10 protein-coding genes and 2 pseudogenes are annotated in these 14,858 nt (G+C 65.7%); 5 read left to right on the forward strand and 7 right to left on the reverse strand.

Translation table 11 applies throughout. The features are described from left to right. Positions 1–1,055: RHS repeat domain-containing protein (locus AC07ZH_RS05980; RefSeq protein ID WP_495198956.1), on the reverse strand; the 1,055-nt coding region annotated here is incomplete at its 3' end. Positions 1,056–1,712: 657 nt separating this feature from the next. Between AC07ZH_RS05980 and AC07ZH_RS05985 the strand changes: the two genes are divergently transcribed. Next, entirely contained in the window at positions 1,713–2,003 is a 291-nt protein-coding gene (locus AC07ZH_RS05985) for a hypothetical protein (RefSeq protein WP_495198957.1), read from the forward strand. A gap of 648 nt (positions 2,004–2,651) precedes the next feature. On the opposite strand, the pseudogene AC07ZH_RS05990 reads toward AC07ZH_RS05985, so the two are convergent. The 6 genes and pseudogenes from AC07ZH_RS05990 to AC07ZH_RS06015 form a co-directional block, all read right to left on the reverse strand. Next, positions 2,652–2,810: pseudogene (locus AC07ZH_RS05990) on the reverse strand (phosphoenolpyruvate carboxylase); the annotation flags it as partial. 53 nt (positions 2,811–2,863) lie between these two features. Further along, positions 2,864–4,030 carry a trans-sulfuration enzyme family protein gene (locus tag AC07ZH_RS05995; protein WP_495198958.1) on the reverse strand — a complete coding sequence of 389 codons (1,167 nt, stop codon included), beginning with the start codon at positions 4,028–4,030 and terminating at the stop codon, positions 2,864–2,866. Positions 4,031–4,120: 90 nt separating this feature from the next. Further along, positions 4,121–5,355: pseudogene (chrA, locus tag AC07ZH_RS06000) on the reverse strand (chromate efflux transporter). A gap of 46 nt (positions 5,356–5,401) precedes the next feature. After that, positions 5,402–5,707: a hypothetical protein gene (locus AC07ZH_RS06005; RefSeq protein WP_495198959.1), complete on the reverse strand. Its 306-nt coding sequence runs from the start codon at positions 5,705–5,707 to the stop codon at positions 5,402–5,404. 50 nt (positions 5,708–5,757) lie between these two features. Further along, positions 5,758–7,125, reverse strand: a complete 1,368-nt coding sequence (locus tag AC07ZH_RS06010; protein WP_495198960.1) for a 3-deoxy-D-manno-octulosonic acid transferase — start codon at positions 7,123–7,125, stop codon at positions 5,758–5,760. A gap of 18 nt (positions 7,126–7,143) precedes the next feature. Continuing rightward, positions 7,144–8,532 carry a phosphomannomutase/phosphoglucomutase gene (locus AC07ZH_RS06015; RefSeq protein WP_495198961.1) on the reverse strand — a complete coding sequence of 463 codons (1,389 nt, stop codon included), beginning with the start codon at positions 8,530–8,532 and terminating at the stop codon, positions 7,144–7,146. 163 nt (positions 8,533–8,695) lie between these two features. Between AC07ZH_RS06015 and AC07ZH_RS06020 the strand changes: the two genes are divergently transcribed. From AC07ZH_RS06020 to AC07ZH_RS06035, 4 genes are all read left to right on the forward strand, one after another. Further along, positions 8,696–10,210: a DNA-3-methyladenine glycosylase 2 family protein gene (locus tag AC07ZH_RS06020; RefSeq protein WP_495198962.1), complete on the forward strand. Its 1,515-nt coding sequence runs from the start codon at positions 8,696–8,698 to the stop codon at positions 10,208–10,210. Positions 10,211–10,348: 138 nt separating this feature from the next. Then, positions 10,349–10,897 carry a methylated-DNA--[protein]-cysteine S-methyltransferase gene (locus AC07ZH_RS06025; RefSeq protein WP_495198963.1) on the forward strand — a complete coding sequence of 183 codons (549 nt, stop codon included), beginning with the start codon at positions 10,349–10,351 and terminating at the stop codon, positions 10,895–10,897. After that, on the forward strand, positions 10,894–11,826 hold the full coding sequence (locus AC07ZH_RS06030; RefSeq protein WP_495198964.1) for a DMT family transporter: 933 nt from the start codon (positions 10,894–10,896) through the stop codon (positions 11,824–11,826). Before AC07ZH_RS06025 ends, AC07ZH_RS06030 begins: the two co-directional genes overlap by 4 nt. A 40-nt stretch (positions 11,827–11,866) precedes the next feature. Beyond that, complete coding sequence (locus AC07ZH_RS06035) at positions 11,867–14,779, forward strand: EAL domain-containing protein (protein ID WP_495198965.1); 2,913 nt, start codon at positions 11,867–11,869, stop codon at positions 14,777–14,779. Positions 14,780–14,858 lie beyond the last annotated feature (79 nt).

Here is a 14,858-nt window from a genome sequence, read left to right on the forward strand (position 1 = left end):
TGGGTGATGTGGGTGGGCCGGCCCAGCAGGTCGCGTTCAAAGGTGGTGGTGCGGCCCAGGGCGTCGGTGACGGTGCTGGGCAGGCCCAGGGCGTCGTACTGGGTGGACTGCTGGCCTGTGTCGGCGCTGGTTTCCTGGGTGGCGTTGCCCAGTGCGTCGCGGGCGTACTGGGTGGCGACGCCCTTATAGTCGCTGGCCTGGACGACTGCATCGAGGGCGTTGTAGCTTAGGGATGCGCCATAGCCCGCTGCATTGGTAAGACCGACGACACGTCGCAAAGCATCTAGGGTTCGGCCAGAGTACTGGCCAAGGCCGTTGGTTGCAGCGTACGCTTCTCCGTTGTCGTCATAGTTGTAGCGGGTAGTATGGCCGGCCTGGGTGGTGCTTTCCACGCGGTTGAGGCTGTTGATGTTGCGCACCAGCAGCCACACTTGTTGGCCCTGGGCGTTGCGGATTTCCTCGCGGGTGCGGTTGCCAATGGGGTCGAGTGCATAGCTGGCGCTGGCGCCGCGGTTGTCGCTCCAGCCCACCAAGCGCTGGGCTGCGTCGTACTGGTAGCTGATGCTGTGGCCGTGGGGCAATTGCACGCTTGCGAGCTGGCCGCTGGGGGTGTAGGTGTAGAGGCTGACCAAGCCGCCCGCATTGGCGCTGAGCATGCGCCCGCGCAGATCGTAGGTGTAGGTGTTGACCAGGCCGTTGGGGGCTGTGTGGGTGAGCACGCGGCCCGCTGCGTCGTGGGTGTAGCGATCAATATGGCCCAGGGCGTTGGTGGACTGCGTGAGGTTGCCCAGGCTGTCGTACTGGTAGCTGGTGGTGGCGCCGTTAGGGGCGGTTTCTGTGGCTACGAGGCTCTGGGCGTTGTAGGTCCAGGACGTGGTGCGCGCTGCGCCCGTGGTATCAGTAATCGTTTCCGACAGGCGGTTGCCGCGCTCGTCATAGGTGTAATCGGTTGTCCGGCCTTGCTCGGTGATCCGGGTGGGCAGGCGCCATTGCGGGTGCCAGGTGGTTTGGGTGGTGCGGGATGCGACCCGATTGGACGCTTCGGTAACAGCCAAAGGCAATCTTCGGGACCCATCCCACTGTATATCGGTAACTACTCCTTGGAAATCCGCCATTGAAGTCACCAAGCCTAGATCATTCTGGGTACGCCAGGCTGCATCTGCTTTTCCAGTTGGCGAAAATTTGCTGGCAGACGTCACAGCCCAAATACCTCTGGTGGTACTGAAGCCATAGTATCTATCTGTGCCTAGGGGATCCGTCACCGTTGCCCCAGATGCCGGGACTGGGCTTCCTCCATAATTGACGATGTACCTACCCACTCCCCCTGCTAAAGACGTGGTTGTCGCAACTGCTTTGGCAGCATATTCAAAAGACGCGTACCGTTGACCTTGAATAGAAATTCCAGTCAATAAATTAGGGTAGGCAGAATTTTCATAATGATATGTGCGGAAGGTTTGATCTGCATAGATCACGTTCTGCAGCCGATTTTCATTATCATATAAATATTGAATAACCAACCCATCCGGCACTACTACGCGTGCAATGGCTCCATTCCCCCCGTATTCATATTTGAGAGTTCTTCCAAATGAATCATGTACCTCGGAGAGCAAACCCCCATTATAAACATAGGCAGTAAGCCATCCATTAATCTCCTTTACCAATATCAACTGCCCCTTGGGATTAAAGATATATACTGAATTACTCCCTGCCAGTTGAAGTGTCCAGCCATCCGCACCTTTGGTCAGGACATCAAGACCGTTGGCAGGCCGCCAATCGCCCGGGATACCTCCGTTGCCATAGGTATCTCGTACAAACAAACGCTCTTCGCCGCCGGGCAAGTCGATTTTGAGCGCATAAGCAGCAATTTGATTGAAACCCGCGGCATGGTTGTGCCTCCAGGCACGGCCTTGCCCATAATCTTTGGTAAAATTATCGGTGGCCCACCGGCTGCGGAAGTAACGCTCCACTCCAAGCGTGCCAACGCCCCCATCGGCATAATCTAATTCAGTCCGTATTTTTTCACCAGCCGGAACAACAATGGGCGCACCGACCATGCCTCCATCTGCGTATTTCCCCCAAAAGTCTGTGTACTTCGCTGCCGTGCAAGAGTTCTGCGTCGATGTAATTGGCGCAACATTAAGTGGAATTGGAATTTGTTTTTGACACCACAAACTATTTCCATCAAGATAAAGGATCCACTCATTTTCCCCATCTAGCAAAATACTCTCTTGGTCACAGTACCCATAGCGTGTTATCTCTCTCTCGGGATAAACATTCAACTTTCCATCAATTGTTCTATATACATCCCACATGTACGATGAAGGTAATCCATTATAATTTGAAGAGGCATTCTCGCCTCTAAGATTTGATATCTCGTAGTGAACGATATTTGTATTCCATGAGGCGTATCGCGCCTTGACTTCTGCAAACGCCTCATCGAGAGTATTAAAATACATTAGCTGAGGGCTTCGCCCCGATGCAGAGGTGAATTTATACATAGGATCTTTTTTGACAATCTGAACCTCTGCCAATGCCACATCCTGGACAGCAAAAATCAGCAACAAAAAAACAGAAACGAATTTTTTAATAATTGTCATAATCCCCTCATATTTTTCTAAGCGAATACTAGTTTCAATGCACTGCTACAACTATCACCCCGTATTCCTCAACCCGCTGCAATTCCATCGATCAAAATGTGAATCCCGGTCTGCACTCGCTCGTCACCCTGCCCTGTGCGCCAGCGGCGAATCAGCTTGACCTGCAGGTGGTGCTGCGGGTCGATGTAGGGGGAAGCGGTGGCGAACCGCCTTGTGTCTTCAGCGGGGCCGCGAAAACGCAGCGGCAAACTCTTGCATTTTGGCGCTCAGCGTTCCAGCGCCTGTTTGAGATCCATCAACAGGTCGTCCGGGTGCTCAATCCCCACACTCAGTCGAATCATGCCTTCGGTCACGCCACCTGCGGCGCGCGCCTCGGGCGAGACAAAGCTGTGCGTGGTGCTGGCCGGGTGGCAGGCGAGGCTGTCCACATCGCCGAGCGATACGGCCTGCGCAAAAAGCTTGAGCGCGTTGAGCATGCTGGCAGCAGCGGAGCGCTCGCACTGGGCCAGTTCGAAGGTCACCATGCCGCCAAAGCCGCCTTCCATCTGGCGCTGCGCCAGGGCGTGCTGCGGGTGGCTGGGCAAACCCGGGTAGTGCACGGTGCGCACGGCGGGGTGGCTGGCCAGAAAACCAGCCACCGCCTGCGCGCCTTCGCAATGCGCCGCCATGCGCAGCGGCAGCGTCTTGATGCCGCGCAGGAACAAAAAGGCCTCCTGCGCCGCGAGGCTGGCACCGATGTGGCCCAGGCCCGTCTTGCGGATTTGCGCAATGTGCCCCGCCCTGCCCGCCACCAGCCCGCCCGTGGCGTCGCCGTGGCCGCCCAGGTACTTGGTCATGGAATGCACCACCAGGTCGATGCCATGCGCCAGCGGGCGTGTCAGGCACGGCGTGCAGAACGTGTTGTCGGCCACGGTGAGGGCGCCGTGGGCACGGGCCGTGGGGGCAACGGCCGCCAGGTCGTGCATCTGCAGACTGGGGTTGGTCAGCGGCTCCACCCAGACCATGCGCGTGGCGGGGCTGAGCGCCGCCGCCAGGCCGGTGGCTGTGGCGTCGGTCACGCGCAGGCCCCAGCGTTCGCCCAGCGAGCGCAGCAGGCCTTCGGTGCCGCCGTACAGCGGGCCCAGAAACACGAGTTCGTCTCCGGGTTGCAACAGTGCCAACACCGTGGCGGCCGTGGCCGCTGTGCCACTGGCAAAGGCCACCGCCGCCTCGGCGCCTTCCAGGTCGGCCATCTTGGCCTCCAGCGCGGCCACGGTGGGATTGCCGTAGCGGCCGTAGCGGTAGCCCTCGGCCTCACCGGCAAAAATGGCCGCGCCGCGTTCCAGGCTGCCATAGGCAAAGGCCGTGCTTTGGGTGATCGGCATGGCGATGGCGCCGCTGGCGGGATCGGGGTGCTGGCCGGCGTGGACGGCGCGGGTGCGAAGGTGGGTCATGCAAGCTCTTTCAGGCGCAAAGGGCGCCATTCTTAAACAATTTGATAGCACTCTCTATAGAACAGGTATGCGCTAGCCCTGGTTTTATACCTAACTCCATCTTGCGAGAGCCCAGCCGGCGGCGGCGGCAAAGGCCACCACCCAGACCGGCGGCAGCCGCGCGAGGCTGAGCAAGGCCCAAGCCGCCAGCGCCAGGGCGGCATCGGCGCGGCTGTGGATGGCGCCCGTCCAGACCGGGTCGTACAAAGCGCTGAGCAGCAGCCCCACCACGCCCGCATTGACGCCGGCCATAGCCCTGCGCATGCCTTGGCGCTGGCGCAGCACCTCCCAGAAAGGCAGCGTGCCCAGCAGCAGCAGAAATCCAGGGAGAAAGATCGCGCAGAGCAGCAACAGCGCGCCCGCCACGCCGTGCCAGGCGCCTGGCAGCAGCGCGCCGAGGTAGGCGGCAAAACTGAACAGCGGCCCGGGCACGGCCTGCGCCGCGCCGTAGCCGGCCAGAAAATCGCCCTGGGACACAAGGCCCGCCGGCACCACGCTTGCCTCCAGCAAGGGCAAGACCACGTGCCCACCGCCAAAGACCAGGGCGCCAGCGCGGTACACGCCGCTCATCGCCGAGAGCGCCGGTGACCCGGTGCCAGCGGCCCACAGCGGCAGCACCCCCAACAGCGCGAAAAAACCACCAGGGCCACGACGGCCAGGGACCGGGACACCGCAATCGCCGGCGCCGCTATCGCATCGTTTGCATCGGACACGGCAGCGCCCGCCCTTGTGTCCCGCAGCCACCACAGGCCGAGCAGGCCGCACAGCAGCAAAGCCACCAGTTGCGCAGCCGCCGTGGGCGCGAGCAAGGTGAACAAGGCGGCAAGCATGGCCAAGGCGGCGCGCGGCCGGTCTGGGCAGAGGCTGCGCGCCATGGCCCACACCGCCTGCGCCACCACGGCGACGGCCACTACCTTGAGGCCATGCACCCAACCCGCCGCGGCAAGCGCCGGATGGGCCGACAGGGTCTGGGCAAACAGCAGCAGCGCGGCGGCAGAGGGCAAGGTAAAACCCGCCCAGGCAGCCAGCGCCCCCCAGAGCCCGGCGCGGGTCATGCCCAGCGCCATGCCCAGCTGGCTGCTGGCCGGGCCGGGCAGGAACTGGCACAGCGCCAGCAGCTCGGAGTAGCGCGCGTCGCCCAGCCAGCGGCGGCGCTCTACCAGCTCGGCGCGGAAATACGCCAGGTGCGCCACTGGCCCGCCGAACGAGGTCAGCCCAAGGCGCAAAAAGGTGAGAAATACCTCCAGAAAGGCCGAGACACGCCCGCCGCCGCCAGGGGCCGTCATGCTGCCATCGTGTCCGGGGATCGGCCGCGCTGAAGGAAACACGGCACTAGGGCGTATCGGGAAACAGCGCCGCCCAGCAGGCCGGATCACCCGCCAGCAGGTCGAGATCGGCGGTCGTCGGCTGGTCGCAGGGCTTGGCGCCAAGCGTTTGCGCCAGGGCAATGGCGGCGGGCGAAAAATAGGCAATCACCTCGCACTGCAAGCGGCCTTCCAGCTCGTGCCGGGCGAAGACGGCCATGTCGGCCGGACGGCCTGCGGCCGCGAACAAGGGCTCGAACTGCTCGCGCAATTGTTCCTTGGGCTCAAAGGCCAGAACCCCATCGCCCAGCGATTGGGAAAACCAGGTCTGCATGGTGAGGTCCTTTCTCTCAATATTTCGCGGGGACAGTGCCATCGGCAACCCTAGCCCGCACGCAATGGCCGTGTTGCAAGCAATGCCTTCAAGGCGGCTGCCGTGCGCGCTGCCGCGCCCCGGTGGGCGGTGGAAAACGCCTCGGCCTGCACGCGCCCAAGGGCGAGCCGGGCGCGGTCACCCGCCCATTGGCCTGCGGCCAGCATGCCCGCGGCCATACCGGCCACGCGCACGGCGGCGCCTGCCTTGCAGGCCTGCTCGGCCACCTCGGCAAAGTTGAAGGTATGGGGGCCCATCACCACGGGGCAACCGCAGGCCGCCGCCTCGATCAGGTTCTGGCCACCCAGCGGCGCAAAGCTGCCGCCCAGCAGCGCCACATCGGCCAGGCCGTAGTACAGCGCCATCTCGCCCAGGGTATCGCCCAGCCACACATCGGCATCCTGCGGCGGCTGGCCCCACTGGCTGCGGCGTGCGACGCGCAGGCCAGCACTGCTGAGCAGGGCAAACACTTCGTCAAAGCGCTGCGGGTGGCGCGGAACCATCAGCCATTGCACGGCCTGGGGCACTTGATTTGCTTCTATATTGATAGCTTGAAGCGCTTGTCCCACCTGCGCTGGAGCCCTATTTTTTATAAAATTTTGCAGCCAAAGCGCTTCTTCGCCCTCGCGGCTGCTGGCCAGCAGCAGCACGGGCCGCGAGCAGGCCGCGCGCCATTCGCGGCCCTGGGCGAGCTGGGCGGCGTCGGGCTCGGCGTCGAACTTGAGGTTGCCCAGCACGCCCTGGACGGGAGCGCCCACTTGGCGCAAGCGCTCGGCGTCGGCGTCGGTCTGCGCCCAGACGGCTCTCAGGCCGCTGTAGGCCGGGCGAGAGAGGCTGGCGAAACGCAAGGCCGCCGCCAGCGATTTTTCGCTCAGGCGCGCGTTCGCCAGCACCAGCGGCACGCCGCGTGCCTGGCACCCGGCGACGAGGTTGGGCCAGACTTCGGTTTCCATCAGGATGCCCACCGCAGGGTGAAATTTCCGCAGAAAGCGCTCGACCGCGCCACGCGTGTCCCAGGGCTGCCAGACCTGGATATCCCCTGGCAGCAGCAGGCGCTCGCCCTCCGCCCGGCCGGTGGCGGTGCCGTGGGTCAGCAGCAAACGCATGTCGGGCCATTGCGCACGCAGCTCGGCCAACAAAATGCCGGCGGCGCGGGTCTCACCGAGCGAGACGGCGTGAATCCACAGGAAACGGCCCTGGCCGCTGGTGCTGCTCAACGGCATCAGGCTGTCGAGCGGACGGGCGTAGTAGCCAAAGCGCTCGGCCACTGCCGTGGCGTAGCCTTTCTCGGCGCGGGCGCGGCGGCGCAGCTTGCGCCGCACCAGGGGCTGGGCCAGCCAGACCAGCACCGAATACAGCCAGAGTGCAGTGCTTGCCATGGGCGGGTGCATCCCGTGTCAGTGCGCAGCCGACTGCAACTGGGCATCCGGCTTGGCGCGGCGCAGCAAGGCCAGCATGCCAGCTTCGATGCGCGCGAGCGCCTCCGGCGTTTGCCCCTCGAAACGCAGCACCAGCACCGGCGTGGTGTTGCTGGCGCGGATCAGGCCAAAGCCATCGGGCCAGTCCACGCGCAGACCGTCAATGGTGTTGAGCCGGGCCGGTGCAGGAAAGGTATCGGCGGCCAGCTTTTGCAATGCCTCGCTGACGCGGTGCGGCTCGCCCTCCTCGCAGACCACGTTGAGCTCGGGCGTGGAGCAGCTGGTGGGCAGGGCTTCGAGCACGGCGCCGGCATCCGGGCTGCGGCTCAAGATTTCGAGCAAACGGCAGCCGGCGTAGGTGCCGTCGTCAAAGCCGTACCAGCGCTCCTTGAAGAAGATGTGGCCGCTCATTTCGCCGCCGAGCGGCGAATCCAGCTCTTTCATGCGCGCCTTGATGAGCGAGTGGCCGGTTTTGTACATCACCGGCACGCCGCCGGCCGCTTCAATGGCGGGCGCCAGGCGCTGGGTGCATTTCACGTCGAACAAAATGCTGGCGCCGGGTACGCGGGAGAGCACGTCGCCCGCAAACAGCATCATCTGGCGATCCGGGTAGATGTTGGCGCCGCTCGGCGTCACGATGCCCAGACGGTCCCCATCGCCGTCGAACGCCAGGCCGAGCTCGGCGTCGCCCGACTGCAGCGCGGCGATCAAATCGCGCAGGTTCTCGGGTTTGCTCGGGTCGGGGTGGTGGTTGGGGAAATTGCCGTCTACCTCGGAAAACAGCTCGGTCACTTCGCAGCCCAGCGCGCGAAAGATGGCCGGGGCCGTGGCGCCGGCTATGCCGTTGCCGCTGTCGATGACGATCTTCATCGGCCGCGCCAGCTTCACGTCGCCCAGAATGCGCGCGCGGTAGGCTGGCAGCACGTCGGCGTGGCCCATGCTGCCGCCGGCGGCGAGCTTCCAGCTGCGCGCTTCGATGGTGCGGCGCAGCGCCTGAATCTCGTCGCCAAAGATGGCGCGGCCGGCCAGGACCATCTTGAAACCGTTGTAGTCCTTGGGGTTGTGGCTGCCAGTGATCTGAATGCCGCTGGTGCACAGCGTGCTGGCGGCGAAATACAGCATGGGCGTGGTGCATTGGCCGATGTCGATCACGTCGAGGCCGGTTTCGGCCAGGCCCAGAATCAGTGCGGTGGACAGTTTGCTGCCCGAGAGGCGGCCGTCGCGCCCCACGGCCACGCGGCGCTCGCCCGCCTCCATCGCCGCCGTGCCAAAGGCCCGGCCCAGGCAACGGGCCACGGTTTCGTTCACGGTTTCGGGCACCACGCCGCGAATGTCATAGGCTTTGAAAATGGCGGGAGACAGGTGCACGGGGTGGTCTTTCTTCGTCAATAGGGCAGCGGCAAACGATTGTAGGGGCCTGCCATGCCGTACCTTTCCAGCCGCCTTCCAGCCAAAATCCGCAGGTCCGAAAATGGCTAGCAATCGTTTGGCACGGCCCTATCATTTGTCCATGCCCCGCTCGCCATCCCGTATGAAAAACACCGCTCAGGCCGCACCCGCCGATGCCGGCCGCTACCTGGCGCTGTGCGCCCGCGATGCACGCTTTGACGGGCAGTTCTTTACGGGCGTCACGTCCACCGGCATCTACTGCCGCCCGGTCTGCGCCGTGCGCACGCCCCGGCGCGAAAACTGCCGCTTTTTCGATCTGGCGGCGCAGGCCGAGCAGGCCGGGTTTCGCCCCTGCCTGCGCTGCCGGCCCGAGGTGGCGCCGGGCCAGTTGGCCTGGTCCACGCAGGACGCCACCGCCCTGCTGCTGCAGCACGCACTGCGGCTGATTGCCAGCGGTGCCGAGGGCGCAGCCCCGGTGGCCCAGCTGGCGCAGCGCCTGGGCGTGAGCGACCGGCACCTGCGGCGCATCTTTGAAGCGCGCCTGGGCATTACGCCGCTGCAGTACCTGCAGACGCAGCGCCTGCTCACCGCCAAGCACCTGCTGACCGATACCCGTTTGAGCACGACGCAAGTGGCGCTGGCCAGCGGTTTTGGCAGCGTGCGGCGTTTCAACGACGCGTTTGCCCGGCAGTACCGCCTGAACCCGACGCAATTGCGCCGCAGCAGCGCCGCGCCAGCACCGGATACCGCGCCATCGGGCAATCCGCAACCGACCCTGGCGCTGCGCCTGGCCTACCGCCCGCCGCTGGACACCGCAGCGCTGCTGGGTTTTTTCGCCACGCGCCAGATCCCGGGCATGGAACAGGTCGAGGGCAGCGGCGGCAGCGCCGAACTGCGGCGCACCGTGAGCCTAGGCAGCGGTGCACAGGCGTGCAATGGCTGGATTGCCCTGCGCTTTCACCCCGGGCGCTGCGAACTGCTGCTGGAGGCAAGCGACAGCCTCGCGCCGCAACTGGGCGCGGTCATGCGGCGCGTGCGCGGCATGCTGGACCTGGACGCGGACCCGGCGGCCATCAACGCGCGGCTGCATGCGGATTTTCCGGACGGCGACGGTCTGCGCGTGCCCGGTGCCTGGGACGGTTTCGAGACCGCCGTGCGCGCCGTACTGGGCCAGCAAATCACCGTAGCGGCCGCACGCACCCTGGCGGGCCGGCTGGTGGCGAGCCTTGGCGAGCCCATCGCCACGCCGTGGCCCGCGCTCAGCCACCTGTTTCCCAGCGCGGCGGTGCTGGCGGCTGCGTCCGGCGATTCCCTCGGGCAACTGGGCATTGTTCGCCAGCGCCAGGGCGCGATTGCCGCGCTGGCGCGGGCGGTGGATTCGGGCGAGTTGCGCCTGGAGCCTGGCGCCGACGTGGAGCGCACCCTGTCGCAATTGCGCGCCCTGCCCGGCATTGGCGACTGGACGGCCCAGTACATCGCCATGCGGGTGCTGCGCTGGCCCGACGCCTTTCCCGCCGGTGACGTGGCGCTGCAATCGGCCCTGGGCGTGCGGCGCGACCCGCGCCCGGCGCGCGCTGCCGAGGCGGCCTCCACAGCCTGGAAGCCCTGGCGCAGCTACGCCGTGGTGCGCGCCTGGGCCAGAGGAGCGGCGCCATGACAAGGCCTGAAGCTATTAACTTTATAGCTGTTAGCGCTTACCCAATAAGCGCTAGAGGCCATTTTCATTCATAATTTCAGCGCTTTCCTGCCTTTCGGCCGCAGTCTGGCGCACCCACCACCCCGCAGGACATCTACCATGCATTTCCATCCCGACACCGTGCAATCCCGCGTCGACACGCCCTTGGGGCCCGTGCGCCTGGCGGCATCGCCTGCCGGCCTGTGCGGCCTGTGGTTCGAAGGCCAGAAGCACCTGCCCGCGCAGCTCGGCGGGGCTGGCGCCTGGCCGATGGCACCCGCCCACCCCGTGCTGGCGGCGGCGTCCGCGCAGCTCGGCGACTGGCTGCGGGGCGAGCGCCACGGTTTCGATCTGCCGCTGGACCTCTCGGGCGGTACGCCGTTCCAGCAAGCGGTCTGGCGCGCGCTGCTGGGCATTGCCTGGGGCCAGACGCTCAGCTATGGCCAGGTGGCACGGATCGCTGGCGCCGCGGCCGCGGTGCGCGCCGTGGGCGCGGCCGTGGGGCGCAACCCGATTTCGCTGGTGGTGCCCTGCCACCGCGTGCTGGGTGCCAACGGGGCGTTGACTGGCTATGCCGGTGGGTTGGAGCGCAAGCACGCCTTGCTGGCCATGGAGGCTGCCGCGCCCCTGGCGCCGGGTGCGCGCACCGCCGCGCGGCTGGCCGCATGAGCGGCGCCGACGGTACGCGCCCGGCGGTGCACTGGGTACGCGAATTCTTTCTGCTCTCCAGCCTGTGGGGCGCATCGTTTCTGTTCATGCGCCTGGGCGCGGCCGAATTCGGGCCGCTGCCGACAGCGGGCCTGCGCGTGGCGCTGGCGACAGTATTCCTCTGGCCCATCCTGGTGCAGCAAGGCCAATGGCCGGCCCTGCGCAAGCACTGGCGGCCGGTGCTGCTGGCAGGCGTCATCAACTCGGCGATTCCGTTTGCGCTGTACGCCTGGGCGGTGCTGCACATCACCACCGGGCTGGCCTCCATCCTGAACGCCACGGTGCCGCTGTTTGGCGCCATCGTCGCCTGGCTCTGGCTGGGCGAGCGCATCGGGCGTCTGCGCTCGCTGGGCCTGGCGCTGGGGTTTCTCGGCGTGGCGCTGCTGGCCTGGCGCGCGCCGGGCGGTGCCGGCGGCAAGTCCGACCTGGCGCTCTGGGCCGTGGCAGCCTGCCTGGGCGCGACCACGTGCTACGCGCTGGCCGCCAGCTACGCCCGGCGCTACCTGGGCGGCATTCCGCCGCTGGCGACGGCCACGGGCAGCCAGTTGGGGGCGGCGCTGTTCCTGGCACTGCCCATCGCCTGGGCCTGGCCGGCGCAGATGCCGGGCCTGCGCGCCTGGCTTGCCGTGGTGGCGATTGCGGTGCTGTGCACGGGGATTGCCTACATCCTGTACTTTCGCCTCATCGTGCATGCCGGGCCCAGCCGGGCGCTGGCCGTCACTTTTCTCGCGCCGGTGTTTGCCGTGCTGTACGGGGTGGTGTTTCTGAGCGAAACCGTGACCTTGTGGATGGCGGGCTGCGCGCTCGTTATCGTGCTGGGAACCTTGCTTTCGACGGGGCTGCTGGGCCCCGGCGTGCTGCGTTGGGGCACCGGAACACGGGCTCCCTGAAATCGCTGCGACACGCCTGAGCTTGCCCTAAACTGCGTTCATGCTGCGCCAGTCCCACCGCATTGCCTCTGTTCCAGTCGCCGAGTCAGGGGGCGCCGCGGCTTTGCGGGATGAGGAGTTGCAGGCGCTGCAAGCGTCTGAAGCCAAATTCAGCGCCATTTCCATGCTCTTGCCTGACCCCTGCGGCATTACGCGCGTGGCTGATGGCCGCTACATCGAGGTCAACCCGGCGTTTTGCGCCATGTTTGGCTTGGCGCGTGAGCAGGTCATTGGGCGGACTGCGACAGAGCTGGGCATTTGGGCGGGCCCGCAGGAGCGCGAACGCCTTGTGGCCGCCCTGTCGGTGGAGGGCCGAGCCGACCGTCTACCGCTCACGGTGCGCGCGCGCGGTCGCGAAGCGCTTGGGCTGATGTCGGCGCGCGCGATACAGATTGAAGACGAAGCCTGCATGGTCTTCATATTTCACGACATGACGCAGGAGCGACGCATCTACGACGACCTGGTCGCGGCGCACGCCCTCCTGACCCAGGCCGGCCACATGGCGCGGTTGGGGGCCTGGGAAACCGACGCTACTGGAACACTGCAGCATTGGTCGGAAGTCTGCTGCGAGGTGCATGGCCTGGCGCTTGGCGCACCTCCTCCGGCCGACTACATCAATGTGTGCGTTGCGCCGCGATGGCGCGATACCCTGCGCAACGCTGCCCGCGCCTGCCTGCGCGACGGCACCTCCTGGACCTTGGAACTGGAGATCATTCACGCCGACACCGGGCGGGTCCAGTGGATGCGGGCCCACGGCGAAGCCGTGCGCGATGGCGATCGCACCTTGCGCATGCGTGGCGTTATGCAGGACATCAATGCCGCGCACCACGCCGAGCAGGCACTGCGGGAATCGCAGCAGCGCTTTCGGCTTATCTTTGAAATGCTGCCCTACCCCATGGGCATCACGCGCTGCGAAACTGGCGCGTACGTGGACGTCAACCCCGCGTGGGAGGCCATGACCGGCATCAAGCGCGCCGAAGCCTTTGGGCGCACGGTGCTGGAGCTGGGCCTCTACAGCGAGGAAGAGCGCCGGCGCATCCTGGCCCACGCCAGCAGCGACAACGGCATCGCGCCAGTGGAGTGCACCCTGCGCCCCCACGTTGGCGAGCCGCGTACGGTGCAGCAGGCCACCCGGAAAATCCTCCTCGGCACCACCGAGTGCTGGCTGTTTGCCCTGCACGACATCACCGATCGCAAACGCGCCGAAGATGCCGTGCGCGAGCGCGAGGCAGTGCTCAGCCTGACGCTGGAAGCGGCGTCGGTGGGCCGGTGGGATTGCGACATTGTCAGCGGCATGACGACCGGCGATGCCCGTTGGCACCAGATGCGCGGCGTGGACCAGCCGGAGGGCCGTGCCGTGCACTTTGACCTGTGTGGTGGCGCCAAAGACGGGCCGCGCATTTACGCGGAACTCCGGCGCCATGCGCGCCACCCCGACACTTCGTTTGACCTCGTCACCACCGTGCCGGGCGCATTGGAAAACCATCGCTGGATGCGCAACCTGGGGAAAATTGTCGACTGGTACCCTGACGGCAAGCCACGCCGGATACTGGGCGTCACCATCGACGTGACGGGCCAGCGCGAGCAGGAAATACTGCTCCAGCACCTCGCCCACTACGACGCCCTGACCGATCTGCCCAACCGTGTGCTGCTGGCGCAGCAGCTGACCGACGCCATGGCGCAGGCCCGCGCCAGCGGCCAACTGCTGGGGGTGGCGTACCTGGACCTCGATGGCTTCAAGCCCGTGAACGACCGCTTCGGCCATGCGGCGGGCGACCAGTTGCTGCGCACGGCGGCAGAGCGCCTGAAAGCGGCGCTGCGCCCACAAGACTGCGTGGCGCGCCTGGGCGGGGATGAATTTGCCATTCTGCTGCCTGAGCTTGCCGCCACCGAAGACGCCCAAAACGCGCTCAAGCGCCTGATGCGCAGCATCTCTGCGCCCTACACGCTTGAGGGCGAAGCCATCTCGGTGACGGCCAGCATCGGCTTCACCCTGTACCCACGCGACGACGCCGACGCCGATACCCTGCTGCGCCATGCCGACCAGGCCATGTACGCCGCCAAGCAGGCAGGGCGCAACCAGTTCCAGGAGTTCGACGCGGCCCAGGAGCGCGCACTTCGCCATACGCGCGCCCAAGTCGTGCAATTGCGCGAAGCCCTGGCGACAGGGCAGTTCGAGCTGTACCTGCAGCCCAAGGTGGATATGCGCCTGGGCACGGTCGTGGGCGCCGAAGCACTGGCGCGCTGGAACCACCCGGAACGCGGCGTGCTCTCGCCAGCGGCCTTTCTGCCGCTCATCGAGGGCACGGAACTCGATACGCAGTTTGGCACCTGGGTGGTGCAATCGGGCCTGGCGCTGATCGAGCGTTTGGCGGACAGCGGCCTGCCGCTGCCCGTCAGCATCAACATCGCGGCGCCGCACCTGCAGCAATGCGGCTTTGCCGAATGGATGGGAGGCGAGGTCGCCGCACACCCGCAAGTACCGGCCCACCTGCTCGACATCGAGATCACCGAAACAGCGCAACTGCTGGACATCGAGAACGTGGCGCTGACCTTGCAAAAGCTGCGCGCCCTGGGCATCACCATCTCGCTCGATGATTTCGGCACCGGGTACTCATCGCTCACCTACCTGCGGGGCCTGCCGCTCAATACCCTCAAGATCGACCAGAGCTTCGTCGGCGGCATGCTGGCCGAGGCCGGCGACCTGGCCATCGTCCAAGGCGTGATCGGCCTGGCGCGCTCGTTTGGCTACCGCGTGATAGCCGAGGGCGTGGAGACCGAAGACCAGGGCCTGATGCTGCTGCAAATGGGCTGCGCCCAGGCGCAGGGCTACTTCATTGCCCGGCCCATGCCGGTGGCGCAATTTCTGGGCTGGGCGGCGTCCTGGCAAGCGCCAGCAGCCTGGCAGCCGTGACGCCCGCCCGCTGCGAAGTTTTAAGTAAAATCAGGCTCTAGCGCTTATCCCATAAGCGCTAGCAGCTACTGATTCAATA

The sequence above is a fragment of the Simplicispira sp. GW247-4R2A genome (assembly GCF_059424465.1).